Source organism: Flavobacterium stagni (assembly GCF_004122105.1).
GTDB classification, from domain to species: Bacteria; Bacteroidota; Bacteroidia; order Flavobacteriales; family Flavobacteriaceae; genus Flavobacterium; species Flavobacterium stagni.
On sequence record NZ_SBKN01000012.1, the window covers coordinates 1 to 13,085 of the forward strand.

Genomic DNA, 13,085 nt, shown 5'->3' on the forward strand with positions numbered 1-13,085 from the left:
CCAAAACCAAATAATGATAAAGTCAATTATTGTAAGGAGAAATAATTTTGTAAATAACTTCATATGTCTTTTTTAGCAGATTTTTTAGCCTGACGCATAACGTTCCGCCGCTAGCCGACTGTGGCGGAAAAGCGAAACGATTATTTCTTACTAAGATAAACGTTTTTCGTGTAATCCAAACTCCAAACTAGCACTTACCAGCCATAGCGGCTAGCGGCTGTTAGCCATCGTTTTTTATATCTTCCCACTCATAATAATATTCGGCTCTTTTTTTTATTCCAGTTAAGAGCGAATTTTCGTCAATTATTATTTTCTCTCCTTTGGCTTTTTTGAATTCTATGAAGAGGTTATAAAGTGTGAAATTGTTCCAATTAAATAATTTGTTTACAGTAACTTTTCGGCTTGGACTTTTAAAAATAATAGAATAACCTAAAACATTTCCAACTTTCGATTTATGTTCAATGATTTGAATATCTATATCATTTATTTTAAACTTCTCATTCCAATCTTTATCGTATTTTTTACCATAAAACTTTATTTCATCAGAGTTAATTCGTACTTCATAAATATATTTTTTCGTAGTATTTAAAGTTATAAGTATTAAAACAGAAAGTATAAATAAAGGAAATAATATTGTTATTAAAAGATTATAGGCATTCCGATTAACTGCTAAAGGAATTAAGCTAAAAAAAAGAAAGGCAATAATCTTAATTCCCAAATCTTTTTTAACCCTCTCTTCAAAAGTTAGTTTTTCTGATTTAAATATTTCTTCCTTCACAGTTATTTTGCAGATAAGGTTGGTTCAAAATGATGGCTAACGTTCCGCCGCTAGCCGACTGTGGCGGTCAAAGCGAAACGATTTTTTCTTACTAAGATAAACGTTTTTCGTGTAAACCAAACGCCAAACTAGCACTTACCAGCCATAGCGGCTAGCGGCTGTTGGTGGTAGTTTTATTTTCCGCCCCTACTTTCAATCATTTTTATAATTTCTAAAAGCCCTTTAAAGGTGCCTTCGTAATATTTTTCTCTTCTAAAATCAGGGATAAAATAATTTTCAATAATAACTTTAGTTTCTTTATCACTTATTATTTTCTCAATTCCATAACCATTCAAGATTCTAATTCTTCTGTAACATTTAGAAATTGCTATCAAAATCCCATTGTCTTTACCATACTTTCCAACTCCCCATTTATTGGCTAAATTCAAACTAAAGTCATCAAATTCTTCTTTAGAAGTTTTTAAACTATCGATAGTTACTATAGCTATTTCAATTTTTGCTTTCTTCTCAAAATTTGCAATTACACTATCAAGTTTAGTTTGCTCAATATCAGTGTACAAATTTTCAAAATCGGTAGTCCAATTTGTTGGCTTTGGTAAGTACTTCCAAAAGTTTTCTCTATGAAATTCTAAGGTTTTTTCTTTAAGACTATCTTTTTTCTCAATAATTTCATTTTGAGCATTTAAGTTCATTGCCACAAAAATGAAAAAGATAAATTTTAAATTCATAGTTTCTTTTTTTAGTAGTGGTTTCCCAAAATTACCACCAACGTTCCGCCGCTAGCCGACTGTGGCGGTCAAAGCGAAACGATTATTTCTTACTAAGATAAATGTTTTTCGTGTAAACCAAATACCAAACTAGCACTTACTAGCCATAGCGACTAGCGGCTGTTAGCGGTAGTTACTGAACTCAAAACTTGGATCAGCGTTATCTTTATAATATTTTGAATCAAGAATTTGTATTGCCATTGTTTTAGGCTTTGTAATCAAAGGTCCAATAACTATACTGTCAATTTCTCCTTTTCTATAAACTGTTCTAATTTCTTGTCCTTCAAACTTGCTTTTTTCGCAAACCTTTAGACCTAGTGAATCCATAAACAGCCATCTATTTATATACTTCCCATAAAGCGAACTAGGTTTTTCATCTAGCAAACTTTCTAATTTAAAAGTTTCGGATTCGCAAAGTTGAGCCAAAAGTTTATTGTCAATTTTACAACTTACATAAAATGCATCTTCTTTAAGATACTCCACGCTTTCTCTCCAATTTACAGGATAGCAATAACAAGCATATTTTAAATCTGCTTTCTCATTTATTCCCAGGTCTTCATAGCGTAAAATTTTTGCTGATAAAATAACTTTCGATGAATCGATTGGTGCTTTTTCAGGTTTGTTTGTGCAAGCTGAAATGAAAAGTAAAGTTACTATTGCTAAAAAATGTTTCATAGAAAGATGGGCGTTTTAGTAATTACCGCTAACGTTCCGCCGCTAGCCGGCTGTGGCGATCAAAGCGAAACGATTTTTTCTTACTAAGATAAACGTTTTTCGTGTAATCCAAACACCAATCTAGCACTTACCAGCCATAGCGGCTAGCGGCTGTTACCGGCTGTTGTTTTCCTTTATTTGCGAAAAAAAATATTCTTTATCCGTTTCCAAAAAATTCAGCGTAGATTTTATTTTATTAACTCTCGACGCCGCTTTAAACATTTCTTTTTCTGCGTCTTTTCTAAATGGATATGATTTGGGCATTTTTGTTTCATGCAATATTGAGAATTTGAAGTAAACTTTATTTACGTTTCCATATTCTTCGTTGCTAAAATATTCAGGCTTTTCTATTTCAACAATAATTTTAGAAAGCTCTTTACCATCTTCATTGTTTAATACCGTGTAATAGTTCTTCTCTCGTATTTTGTCTTTCAAATACAAAGTGTCTTTTCCAGAATATTTTATTACGTAATCATTCTGAGAATCAACATAGCTAAAAGCAAAAATTGGCATTTTAATGCTTTCGGTTTGTCTTCCGCAACTTGCGAGTATTAAAAACAGAATAAAAAATATTGTCTTTTTCATGCGGTTTTGTTATACAATAGACGGTAACGTTCCGCCGCTAGCCGACTGTGGCGGTCAAAGCGAAACAATTTTTCCTTACTAAGATAAATGTTTTTCGTGTAAACCAAACACCAAACTAGCACTTACCAGCCATAGCGACTAGCGGCTGTTACTGGCAGGCCATTTTAATCGTTTTGTATTTATTTTTAATTACTTTGATAACTTGTAATTATTGTATCATCATATGATTTAACTGTCACCTCATACTTCTTGTCAAATTTTTTGCAAAAAAAAGTCTTGTATAAATATAATCTCTCATTTGGATAAATAACAATGCAAGCTATTTCAATATTTTGAATTGCATTTTTTTCATCCACTCCTGAAACTTTATTTTTTTCTAATAACTTCTTTGCAAATTTATGAGCTAAAACATTTCTTTCAATCTGTTGCTCTGGACATTCAGTAATTATTGGTCTAATAAATGGTAAACCTGTATTTGCTGTATATTTCTCTTCAACTATTTTTTTGGACTTTTTTTTAACCTCAAATTTTATTTTATCATAAGAAATATACAAAGTGTCATTTGTCAAATTTGTGATTTCAAATTTTAGTTGAGGCCAATTCTCCAGGCAATCTTGAAAAAAACCTACATAAGTAATTCTTAATTTGTCTTGAGCAATTAAAGTTTTAGAAGTAAAAAGAACAAGAAGAAATATTAGATTTTTATTCATACTTAAAAGATTATGATTTCTTTGGCTTGCCAGTAACGTTCCGCCGCTAGCCGACTGTGGCGGTCAAAGCGAAACGATTTTTTCTTACTAAGATAAATGTTTTTCGTGAAATCCAAACGCCAAACTAGCACTTACCAGCCATAGCGGCTAGCGGCTGTTATGCGGCGTTGTTGTTAAAAAGAAACAAATAAGTCAAAATATAGAATGCAAGCGGAACAATAACAGTCAATGGGTTTAGCTTCATGTCAATGATGGAATTTTTAGGATTCTCTGGATCATACGCAATTTCTATTTTTTGGTTTTCATTGAAATTGTACTTTTTCGCAAAATTCTTAAACGGTGTTATAATTTCGAAGTTTTTTGTCACGCAATTATTTTCATATTCTATGGAGTTTACCGTGTAGTTATATTTAATATTTTCTTTCCAGCCTTCATTGTCTGAGTCAGTTTTTGACCGAAACCATTTCAATTCATATTCAATGACTTTCGCTTGAGTAGTTCGCCATTTCTTAATTGTTACTGAATAGAAATAAATTGTTTTAAAAACAAAAAATATCCAAACGACAAAAGAGATAATAAAGATTATCAAAACAAAATTCATTATTTGGATTTCTCCCATTTTTACTTTAGTTGCAGTTAGTTAACAATGACGCATAACGTTCCGCCGCTAGCCGACTGTGGCGGTCAAAGCGAAACGATTTTTCCTTACTAAGATAAAGGTTTTTCGTGTAAACCAAACATCGAACTAGCACATTCGAGCCATAGCGGCTAGCGGCTGTTATAGGCAGTGCAAATTCTTCGTTTTCTATTGTTTTAATCTACTTATTGATGGACAACATTCCAAATATTCTATTTCGACTTTTTCTCCAACTTTACATTTTTGATTCCTTGAATCTTCAATATAACTCTCATTTTCGGCATAAAATTCATAAGAATATGAATACATCTGAATAATAACTCCTTTACCAATGAAATTTTTTTCATCTATAATTACACCAGTAGTTACTTTACTGTAATTATCCAAAAGAAAATTAAAAATTGGCCACTTTGCTATATTCAAAATCAAATACAAAATAGGCGATAAAACACAGATTATAATAACACGATTTTTAAATTTTCGCATTTTCTTACTAATCTCATTTCTTCTACTCTGCATTCTTTAAGATATAATTTTTAAGTTCAGTAGGTCTGCATTGCCTATAACGTTCCGCCGCTAGCCGACTGTGGCGATCAAAGCGAAACGATTATTTCTTACTAAGATAAACGTTTTTCGTGTAAACCAAACGCCAAACTAGCACTTACCAGCCATAGCGGCTAGCGGCTGTTAGCGGTAGTATGATTTCATCAGTCATTTAAGTTTAGAAATATTAAAATTGGAATTAATAACAGTAACCATACCCAAAAAAACATTAATACTTTTCGATGATTGTTTATCACTTTTTGCAAATCTTCACTTTCAGTTTTGTCATTAATCGGAATAACTACTTCGGGATTTATAAAAAAAGTACCCCCGTGCCAACTTCCAGTACTATTTTTCTCGTCGTTTTTTAAACGTACATATTCATTGTACATTAAAACAATTACTAATAAGGCGCTTAACAAGATTATAGAGTAAACCAATAAAATTAATGTTTGGAAATCTTCCATAAATTTCTAGAGTTTCTTTTCAACGCAAACTTGTTTACATATTACCGCTAACGTTCCGCCGCTAGCCGACTGTGGCGGTCAAAGCGAAACGATTATTTCTTACTAAGATAAACGTTTTTCGTGTAAACCAAACACCAAACTAGCACTTACCAGCCATAGCGGCTAGCGGCTGTTATAAGCCGTTTTTATTTCTGACCACCCAACCATACGTCACCACGTTTAAATGAATATAATTCTGTTGTCTCACCAATTGGTTCTTTAAACTTCTGTGTTCGATGTGGCTTTTTTAAAAGTTTGTCAAACCATTTTACCGTTTCTTCATAATCCTGTCTTGATACATAAATTTCTGGTTCACCAACTAAAGTATTGTCATAATGGTCTTCGTCTAAGCTATAGTCCCAATTTAAATTAGATAGCTTTGTCTTTAATGTTCCATATCTATCGAGTTGTATAGTTTTGTCCGAGTCAGGCTTATAAAATGTGTTTTCATAAAAGCCAACATTGTCACCAATAGCACATACAACTTGCGATTGTGAAAAACGCGGTTCAAAAAGCCAAACTTTTAAATAATATGGTTTTCCTAATTTGTCGAGCTGAGTTTTCCAATTCTCGTAAATATCAAGTAGCCCATTGAGCATTTTTTGTTTTGTCTTTCCTTTCGGTTGTGGCGTTATGCTATTTGTCAATGAAATTCCACTCCATGGATGCACTCTGATTTTTGCATAATATCTGTCACGCTCGTTTAGCAAATAGTCAGTCAGGTCAAGCGATAAATTGTCAAGTCGCCAATTGTCGATTTGCTTATGTCGTCTCTTATGTCCACGAATTTTCTTTTGTCTCACGGTCGTCTTTTTAAAATGGCTTATAACGTTCCGCCGCTAGCCGACTGTGGCGGAAAAGCGAAACGATTTTTTCTTACTAAGATAAATGTTTTTCGTGTAATCCAAACACCAAACTAGCACTTACCAGCCATAGCGGCTAGCGGCTGTTAGGCGCAGTATTTTTTTCAAAATATTTCTTTTTCGTCTATTAATTTTAAAAATTTCTCCAATAAGCTAAAGGCCCAAGAATTCATTTTTGGCGAAATACATTCTGACTCAATATTTTTATATTTTCCATTCTCTTTGTATTGAATGTGTAGATAGTTTCCATGAGAACAAATAATTTCTTCTTCTTTTGGTTTTAATTCAACTGCTGATTTTAACTCTTTAATCAGTAAATCATATTTTACTTTTTCTATTTCAAATGGCATTTCCATTTTGTTGTCAATTGTCTTATAAACCATGATAGAAGTCAAATTAATAATTTTGAATTCCACATTTATTTGTTTACCATTTATGCCAAATTTTCTGTATTGAAAAAGTAAGAAAGTATTGTCTATTTGTGCTGAACAAACAACACTTAAAAACAGAATCAAGTTGAATAGATTTTTCATTTAAAGATTTGGTTTGTTAATATTGCGCCTAACGTTCCGCCGCTAGCCGACTGTGGCGGTCAAAGCGAAACGATTTTTCCTTACTAAGATAAACGTTTTTCGTGTAAACCAAACTTCAAACTAGCACATTCCAGCCATAGCGGCTAGCGGCTGTTATGTGATGCTGCATTTATTCAGTAACAGTGGTTTTCGGCTAAATTAGGTTCTGCATAGCCAATTTTCTCCTGCTTTTCTAAATCATTTAATATTTCACGAATTGGTTTGTAATCTACATTTTTAGGTATCATAAGGACAAAATAATTCTCACTGTATTTTTCATAATCACACCCAAGTGATTTCAATTGATCTCGTAATTCTTGGGCATCCATATTCTTTTCGGTAACTATCACTTGAATTGTTGAATTCCCAGAATGTTCGACTGTTTTCCGGTAAGTTAACATTTTCTCATCTGTATCAAACTCAGCATAAACTATGTCCTCACAGGAAACAGAAGCATAAAACGGAATATTATCAAGTTTGTAAAGCCCTTTGTCAGCATTCACAATTTCAGCCCACAAAGTTTCAACTGTCCAACTTTCTATAATATCACTGTAAAATCTAAATAATATTTTTACAGACGTTTTTCCCATAGGTGCAGTTTTTAAGCAGTATCACATAACGTTCCGCCGCTAGCCGACTGTGGCGGTCAAAGCGAAACGATTATTTCTTACTAAGATAAACGTTTTTCGTGAAAGCCAAACGCCAAACTAGCACATACCAGCCATAGCGGCTAGCGGCTGTTATGAGCAGGCTTAATTTCGTCCCAATATATTACCATCAAAGGAATTCTCTGAACAGCTTTTTTAGATAGTTTGTCAAATTTATTACCAAAACTGAAAATTGATTTTTCATCATATCTAAACCAACTTTTTTTTCCTTTTTTTTCAGTTTTTGAATTTGGATATATTCTCTTTCTCTCTGTTAAATTATGAGCTGTTAGTTTTTTAAGTTCTATTATTTCATTCCATTTCGTTATGTATTCTTTCCCTTTATGATTGGCGAGTTCAATTACGAATCCACCCCCATCTCGATCAAATTGAAATGTTAAAAGATTAGTTATTTCGCTTTCTGTTTTTCTAAAATGTGGAAAGCTCCCCTTAAAATTTAACTTTCTTAACTCAGGAACAAAAATTTTGTTTAACGACTTTATCATCTCGTCTCTTTCTGCACTCATGTTGATTAAAGCTTGCTCATAACGTTCCGCCGCTAGCCGACTGTGGCGGTCAAAGCGAAACAATTATTTCTTACTAAGATAAATGTTTTTCGTGAAAGCCAAACACCAAACTAGCACTTACCAGCCATAGCGGCTAGCGGCTGTTGGTGGTAGTTTTATTTTCCGCCCCTACTTTCAATCATTTTTATAATTTCTAAAAGCCCTTTAAAGGTGCCTTCGTAATATTTTTCTCTTCTAAAATCAGGGATAAAATAATTTTCAATAATAACTTTAGTTTCTTTATCACTTATTATTTTCTCAATTCCATAACCATTCAAGATTCTAATTCTTCTGTAACATTTAGAAATTGCTATCAAAATCCCATTGTCTTTACCATACTTTCCAACTCCCCATTTATTGGCTAAATTCAAACTAAAGTCATCAAATTCTTCTTTAGAAGTTTTTAAACTATCGATAGTTACTATAGCTATTTCAATTTTTGTTTTCTTCTCAAAATTTGCAATTACACTATCAAGTTTAGTTTGCTCAATATCAGTGTACAAATTTTCAAAATCGGTAGTCCAATTTGTTGGCTTTGGTAAGTTCTTCCAAAAGTTTTCTCTATGAAATTCTAAGGTTTTTTCTTTAAGACTATCTTTTTTCTCAATAATTTCATTTTGAGCATTTAAGTTCATTGCCACAAAAATGAAAAAGATAAATTTTAAATTCATAGTTTCTTTTTTTAGTAGTGGTTTCCCAAAATTACCACCAACGTTCCGCCGCTAGCCGACTGTGGCGGTCAAAGCGAAACGATTTTTCCTTACTAAGATAAACGTTTTTCGTGTAAACCAAACACCGAACTAGCACATACCAGCCATAGCGGCTAGCGGCTGTTAGCGGCAGCTTTTTTATATAAAATCAGTATCAGATAAAATTTTCCAATTTCCACCTGCACCTAATATATCAATATGGTTACCATCAAAACTGTGAAACCCATTTTCCGTTTCTTTATCACAAGGTGAATAAATCAATTCAACATGGTTGAGATTATCTTGATTCCAACCTTCTCCGACATTGAAAAAGAATCTAAACTTTTGACCACAATTATTAACTTCTTCAAATCTGAAACTTGTAAAGCCTAAATCTTCCATTTTCACTCGCAACTCTTCAGACACGTCGTCTAAATCCATTTCCTTATTTGGTATTCTTTGATTTGAAATTTCGTTGGTTGCCAATCTAATCATTTGATTAAGTTCATTTCTGTTATCATCTAATTCTTTTACATTCTGTTTGAATTTATTCTCAAAATTTGGATTGAAAAAGTCGTATGATTTCCAAATTAAAATCAAAATTATTGCAATGAAAAAAATAGATGATATTCGTTGGATTTTCATTTTTTAAGCGGTGCTAAAGTTGCTGCTAACGTTTCGCCGCTAGCCGACTGTGGCGATCAAAGCGAAACGATTTTTTCTTACTAAGATAAACGTTTTTCGTGTAAACCAAACACCAAACTAGCACATAGCAGCCATAGCGGCTAGCGGCTGTTAGCGGGAGCCTTAATTCCTACGTTACTGCAACGTTCCAATTTTCACACAAAACATTTTAATCGGAAACCAAAACACAATCCAAATAAATAAAAAATACTACGCTCTGATTGGTTCAAGGTTGCCGCTAACGTTCCGCCGCTAGCCGACTGTGGCGGAAAAGCGAAACGATTTTTCCTTACTAAGATAAACGTTTTTCGTGTAAACCAAACGCCGAACTAGCACATTCGAGCCATAGCGGCTAGCGGCTGTTAGTGGCAGTATTGGTTTTCAGTCCCTTTTCACATTCTTGTCGGATATTATTTAGCTGTGATTGATATGACTCCAGTTCAACGCCACAATGGTAATTTGGCTGTTCCATTTTTTCAATAATATCTAAATATTGTAGCGCTAATTTAAAGTCTTTGTCTTTAACGGCAAACCAGCTAAGTCTAAAGTAAGATTGTATAACATAATAACTCCAACTATTGATTTGTATAACTTCTTTGAAGCAACTTTTAGCTTCCTCTATTTTGTCGGCTAAACAGCCTTTTGTGTACAAGTAAAAACTGAGATTTTCAGATTTTGGGAACTTTTTAATCAACAAAGAAAATGAGTCATAAGTTTTCTGTCTAAGTTTTAAAGAGTCTGACTCATGCATTCCTTCTATATAATCCGCCATTTCAGAATCAGCTTTTGTTCTAAGTTCTGATTCAGTAAACTCATTGACCTGCGCATTTGTAAAAATGAAGCAAAAAAAAGTTAATATAAATGCACATATTCTCATTACAGCAGATAGTTTAATATTGCCACTAACGTTCCGCCGCTAGCCGACTGTGGCGGTCAAAGCGAAACGATTATTTCCTTACTAAGATAAATGTTTTTCGTGTAAACTAAACGCCAAACTAGCACTTACCAGCCATAGCGGCTAGCGGCTGTTGTGCGATCGCTTTAATTTTTAGTCACGCTTTTATTTAATTCGAATCATGTAACCTTTAACAATCACATAAATCGAAAAAGCTAAAAGTATAAAACCGGAATAGTACTCAAAGCTATTGAATTCCTCAGGGAATTGTAATTTGGTGGCAGACTTATCGGTTAGCATTTTTACTTTACTCTGCCCTGACACTAATGAACAATACTTATTACCTGCTCTTACAACATATACTTTTCCGTTATACTCCAATTTGCAAAATCCTCCTCTTGATGAAACATTATCACAATTTTCAGGCGCATCAATCACATTAACCGTAATTTCAAATCCATTTTTATAGATATCATAGTCAACTAAGTTTCCCCAAATGACCATACTCGAAATGAACAGCAAAATTAAACCTGCTATAAAAAGTAAATTATTGTAAATTAAGTTTTTCAATTTCGAAAATTTAAAGTTCCCTCATTTAACGAACAGTTTTTCAAAAGTGTCGCACAACGTTCCGCCGCTAGCCGACTGTGGCGGTCAAAGCGAAACGGTTTTTCCTTACTAAGATAAATGTTTTTCGTGTAAACCCAACACCAAACTAGCACTTACCAGCCATAGCGGCTAGCGGCTGTTAGGCGGCGTTCATTATTTTAAATACAATTGTTGATACTTTGTAATTGTCGTCTAATTCGTATTCTTGATTACCTTTTATGAAATATAAAGTCCCATCTCTTCTTTTTTCAACCCATTCTGGTATTGTAGTTTGTACATATTTAATAAATTTATTTTGTGTTGGAAGAAAAAAAAGTTCTGTGGTTTCATCATAAACTATATTATGAGTTTCAAATAAGCCAAATAGTTCTTTTAATTGTGCCAAACTTAATAATTCACTTTCATTCCTGTCTAAAAACCAAACTATTGATTCTATATTGCGATTCATATCAAAGTTCAAAAAAATTTGTCGAAATCGCTTATCATCCGGTTCAATATAATATCTCAATATAGCTTTTGATTCTTCACTTCCTTCATTACTTTTTCCAATGCCAAAATATTTTAATGATGAATCAACATTCCAATTATCTTGGATTTTTGAATACATTTCTTTGAAATATTCGTTCATATTACTTCTTTTTAGCAAATTAACGTGTCGGTTTTGAATGCAGCCTAACGTTCCGCCGCTAGCCGACTGTGGCGGTCAAAGCGAAACGATTTTTCCTTACTAAGATAAACGTTTTTCGTGTAAACCAAACACCAAACTAGCACTTACCAGCCATAGCGGCTAGCGGCTGTTAGCGGGAGTGCGAATTTAGAATGTTAAAATCACACCTCGAACAAATACGATAACAATTACTAACAAAAACGATAAACTTATAAATCCAATAATCCTGTTTGCCTTGTAGAGTTTCAAACTCCCTTGCCTTTTAAGCTCTCCACTTTCATATAACAGAAAAATAGATGAAAGTAAAATCAAAAAAAACACACCAAAAAGTGAACGGAATATAAACTCAGCTATATCTTTTGGTTTATCTTTTAAGTAAATAACAACTAAAGTTATTACAAGCCAAATACTAAATATTCCGATTCTCTTTAAAATATGTTTTTGCATTACTTTTAAAGTGTTATGGTCAGCGCATTGCCGCTAACGTTCCGCCGCTAGCCGACTGTGGCGGAAAAGCGAAACGATTTTTCCTTACTAAGATAAATGTTTTTCGTGTAAACCAAACACCAAACTAGCACTTACCAGCCATAGCGGCTAGCGGCTGTTACCGGTAGCTTTGTTTTCAGTTATTATAATTGAATCTAAAATTTTTTCTAATTCTTGCTGCGGAGAATTTTCATTCCCTACTACTTCATAAATCTTAATTATTGACTCTAATGATTCTATTTTCCATGCATCATGGACAACATTCAATCTTTTCGAGAATAATTTAAAATCGTTCAAAGTTAAACTTGGCCCCACTTCATCTTTCAGTTTTCCAATAAACTCGTCGGGTTCTTTTAAATTTAAAGTTGGCCAATCATTCATAGCATCAAGAAATAATTGAGAAATCAATATTGATTTCTCATCTGCTGACTTTTGTTCAAGAACTTGATTTAATTTATTGGCTGATATTATTCTGATCTTTCTTCGTTTGATTGGTTAAAGTTACCGGTAACGTTCCGCCGCTAGCCGACTGTGGCGGAAAAGCGAAACGATTTTTTCTTACTAAGATAAATGTTTTTCGTGTAAACCAAACACCGAACTAGCACATACCAGCCATAGCGGCTAGCGGCTGTTACTGGCAGGCCGAATTTTCTCCAATAATTCGTCGCTAACAGTAAATGAATTTGCGTTTGGAAATATTTCAATTCCACTAAATTCTAAAGGATACATTAGGGCTGATTTCCATTTAATAGAATTTGCAAGTTGAGTCCTAAATTCAAATTTAAATTTTTCCGCAATTATATTTTTAAGTTGCTCAAAGTTATCCGCATAAAATGATATTTGCTTTGTTGAGCCGTCTTCCAATATAAAAATCATGAAATAGTCATCGGACAAGGATTCAAAAGTTAATTCTCCAATTGCTAAGATTTTATTTAATGGGATTCTACAAAGAATTTCATCTTTCAAAGACCAAAAAATTATTTGATTTTCAATGTAAATTACTCCGCTCATATTACGATCTGTTCTACACGGCTTGCCAGTAACGTTCCGCCGCTAGCCGACTGTGGCGGTCAAAGCGAAACGATTTTTCCTTACTAAGATAAACGTTTTTCGTGTAAACCAAACACCGAACTAGCACATACCAGCCATAGCGGCTAGCGGCTGTTA

19 protein-coding genes are annotated in these 13,085 nt (G+C 33.4%); all 19 read right to left on the minus strand.

The genetic code is table 11. The features are described 5' to 3' along the window. Nucleotides 1-220: 220 nt before the first annotated feature. The 19 genes from EQG61_RS13535 to EQG61_RS13625 all read right to left on the minus strand — a co-directional run bounded on the left by EQG61_RS13535 (nucleotide 221) and on the right by EQG61_RS13625 (nucleotide 12,929). Nucleotides 221-778, minus strand: a complete 558-nt coding sequence (locus tag EQG61_RS13535; RefSeq protein ID WP_129462485.1) for a hypothetical protein — start codon at nucleotides 776-778, stop codon at nucleotides 221-223. Nucleotides 779-951: 173 nt separating this feature from the next. Beyond that, nucleotides 952-1,506 carry a TPM domain-containing protein gene (locus EQG61_RS13540; RefSeq protein WP_129462486.1) on the minus strand — a complete coding sequence of 185 codons (555 nt, stop codon included), beginning with the start codon at nucleotides 1,504-1,506 and terminating at the stop codon, nucleotides 952-954. Between the two features lie 162 nt (nucleotides 1,507-1,668). Then, nucleotides 1,669-2,220, minus strand: coding sequence for a hypothetical protein (locus EQG61_RS13545; protein ID WP_129462487.1), 552 nt, complete (start codon nucleotides 2,218-2,220; stop codon nucleotides 1,669-1,671). 153 nt (nucleotides 2,221-2,373) lie between these two features. Next, the gene (locus EQG61_RS13550) at nucleotides 2,374-2,844 is read right to left on the minus strand and encodes a hypothetical protein (RefSeq protein WP_129462488.1); all 471 of its coding nucleotides are present in this window, start codon (nucleotides 2,842-2,844) and stop codon (nucleotides 2,374-2,376) included. 185 nt (nucleotides 2,845-3,029) lie between these two features. Continuing rightward, nucleotides 3,030-3,554, minus strand: a complete 525-nt coding sequence (locus EQG61_RS13555; RefSeq protein ID WP_129462489.1) for a hypothetical protein — start codon at nucleotides 3,552-3,554, stop codon at nucleotides 3,030-3,032. A 157-nt stretch (nucleotides 3,555-3,711) separates the two neighbouring features. Next, the gene (locus tag EQG61_RS13560; protein ID WP_129462490.1) at nucleotides 3,712-4,173 is read right to left on the minus strand and encodes a DUF3592 domain-containing protein; all 462 of its coding nucleotides are present in this window, start codon (nucleotides 4,171-4,173) and stop codon (nucleotides 3,712-3,714) included. A 186-nt stretch (nucleotides 4,174-4,359) separates the two neighbouring features. Then, complete coding sequence (locus EQG61_RS13565; protein ID WP_129462491.1) at nucleotides 4,360-4,710, minus strand: hypothetical protein; 351 nt, start codon at nucleotides 4,708-4,710, stop codon at nucleotides 4,360-4,362. Between the two features lie 676 nt (nucleotides 4,711-5,386). Continuing rightward, nucleotides 5,387-6,043: a hypothetical protein gene (locus EQG61_RS13570; RefSeq protein WP_129462492.1), complete on the minus strand. Its 657-nt coding sequence runs from the start codon at nucleotides 6,041-6,043 to the stop codon at nucleotides 5,387-5,389. 164 nt (nucleotides 6,044-6,207) lie between these two features. Beyond that, nucleotides 6,208-6,636 carry a hypothetical protein gene (locus tag EQG61_RS13575; protein ID WP_129462493.1) on the minus strand — a complete coding sequence of 143 codons (429 nt, stop codon included), beginning with the start codon at nucleotides 6,634-6,636 and terminating at the stop codon, nucleotides 6,208-6,210. Between the two features lie 173 nt (nucleotides 6,637-6,809). Then, nucleotides 6,810-7,265: a DUF4265 domain-containing protein gene (locus tag EQG61_RS13580; protein WP_129462494.1), complete on the minus strand. Its 456-nt coding sequence runs from the start codon at nucleotides 7,263-7,265 to the stop codon at nucleotides 6,810-6,812. 140 nt (nucleotides 7,266-7,405) lie between these two features. Beyond that, nucleotides 7,406-7,849: a DUF4304 domain-containing protein gene (locus EQG61_RS13585; protein WP_129462495.1), complete on the minus strand. Its 444-nt coding sequence runs from the start codon at nucleotides 7,847-7,849 to the stop codon at nucleotides 7,406-7,408. 155 nt (nucleotides 7,850-8,004) lie between these two features. Beyond that, entirely contained in the window at nucleotides 8,005-8,559 is a 555-nt protein-coding gene (locus EQG61_RS13590) for a TPM domain-containing protein (RefSeq protein WP_129462496.1), read from the minus strand. Nucleotides 8,560-8,736: 177 nt separating this feature from the next. Continuing rightward, complete coding sequence (locus EQG61_RS13595; protein ID WP_129462497.1) at nucleotides 8,737-9,222, minus strand: hypothetical protein; 486 nt, start codon at nucleotides 9,220-9,222, stop codon at nucleotides 8,737-8,739. A 391-nt stretch (nucleotides 9,223-9,613) separates the two neighbouring features. Beyond that, entirely contained in the window at nucleotides 9,614-10,138 is a 525-nt protein-coding gene (locus EQG61_RS13600) for a hypothetical protein (RefSeq protein ID WP_129462498.1), read from the minus strand. Nucleotides 10,139-10,321: 183 nt separating this feature from the next. Continuing rightward, nucleotides 10,322-10,726 (minus strand): hypothetical protein, encoded by a 405-nt coding sequence (locus tag EQG61_RS13605; RefSeq protein WP_129462499.1) that lies wholly within the window; start codon nucleotides 10,724-10,726, stop codon nucleotides 10,322-10,324. Nucleotides 10,727-10,904: 178 nt separating this feature from the next. Next, nucleotides 10,905-11,393 carry a hypothetical protein gene (locus EQG61_RS13610; RefSeq protein ID WP_129462500.1) on the minus strand — a complete coding sequence of 163 codons (489 nt, stop codon included), beginning with the start codon at nucleotides 11,391-11,393 and terminating at the stop codon, nucleotides 10,905-10,907. Between the two features lie 186 nt (nucleotides 11,394-11,579). Continuing rightward, nucleotides 11,580-11,879, minus strand: coding sequence for a hypothetical protein (locus tag EQG61_RS13615; RefSeq protein WP_129462501.1), 300 nt, complete (start codon nucleotides 11,877-11,879; stop codon nucleotides 11,580-11,582). A 147-nt stretch (nucleotides 11,880-12,026) separates the two neighbouring features. Beyond that, nucleotides 12,027-12,299 carry a hypothetical protein gene (locus EQG61_RS13620; RefSeq protein ID WP_129462502.1) on the minus strand — a complete coding sequence of 91 codons (273 nt, stop codon included), beginning with the start codon at nucleotides 12,297-12,299 and terminating at the stop codon, nucleotides 12,027-12,029. A 240-nt stretch (nucleotides 12,300-12,539) separates the two neighbouring features. Beyond that, entirely contained in the window at nucleotides 12,540-12,929 is a 390-nt protein-coding gene (locus EQG61_RS13625) for a hypothetical protein (protein ID WP_129462503.1), read from the minus strand. Between the last annotated feature and the right edge of the window lie 156 nt (nucleotides 12,930-13,085).

Coding starts and splice junctions, on each gene's coding strand:
- EQG61_RS13540 (WP_129462486.1), bottom strand. CDS start 1,506: ATGAATTTAAAATTTATCTTTTTCATTTTTGTGGCAATGAACTTAAAT.
- EQG61_RS13545 (WP_129462487.1), bottom strand. CDS start 2,220: ATGAAACATTTTTTAGCAATAGTAACTTTACTTTTCATTTCAGCTTGC.
- EQG61_RS13550 (WP_129462488.1), bottom strand. CDS start 2,844: ATGAAAAAGACAATATTTTTTATTCTGTTTTTAATACTCGCAAGTTGC.
- EQG61_RS13555 (WP_129462489.1), bottom strand. CDS start 3,554: ATGAATAAAAATCTAATATTTCTTCTTGTTCTTTTTACTTCTAAAACT.
- EQG61_RS13560 (WP_129462490.1), bottom strand. CDS start 4,173: ATGGGAGAAATCCAAATAATGAATTTTGTTTTGATAATCTTTATTATC.
- EQG61_RS13565 (WP_129462491.1), bottom strand. CDS start 4,710: ATGCAGAGTAGAAGAAATGAGATTAGTAAGAAAATGCGAAAATTTAAA.
- EQG61_RS13575 (WP_129462493.1), bottom strand. CDS start 6,636: ATGAAAAATCTATTCAACTTGATTCTGTTTTTAAGTGTTGTTTGTTCA.
- EQG61_RS13580 (WP_129462494.1), bottom strand. CDS start 7,265: ATGGGAAAAACGTCTGTAAAAATATTATTTAGATTTTACAGTGATATT.
- EQG61_RS13585 (WP_129462495.1), bottom strand. CDS start 7,849: ATGAGTGCAGAAAGAGACGAGATGATAAAGTCGTTAAACAAAATTTTT.
- EQG61_RS13590 (WP_129462496.1), bottom strand. CDS start 8,559: ATGAATTTAAAATTTATCTTTTTCATTTTTGTGGCAATGAACTTAAAT.
- EQG61_RS13595 (WP_129462497.1), bottom strand. CDS start 9,222: ATGAAAATCCAACGAATATCATCTATTTTTTTCATTGCAATAATTTTG.
- EQG61_RS13600 (WP_129462498.1), bottom strand. CDS start 10,138: ATGAGAATATGTGCATTTATATTAACTTTTTTTTGCTTCATTTTTACA.
- EQG61_RS13610 (WP_129462500.1), bottom strand. CDS start 11,393: ATGAACGAATATTTCAAAGAAATGTATTCAAAAATCCAAGATAATTGG.
- EQG61_RS13615 (WP_129462501.1), bottom strand. CDS start 11,879: ATGCAAAAACATATTTTAAAGAGAATCGGAATATTTAGTATTTGGCTT.
- EQG61_RS13620 (WP_129462502.1), bottom strand. CDS start 12,299: ATGAATGATTGGCCAACTTTAAATTTAAAAGAACCCGACGAGTTTATT.
- EQG61_RS13625 (WP_129462503.1), bottom strand. CDS start 12,929: ATGAGCGGAGTAATTTACATTGAAAATCAAATAATTTTTTGGTCTTTG.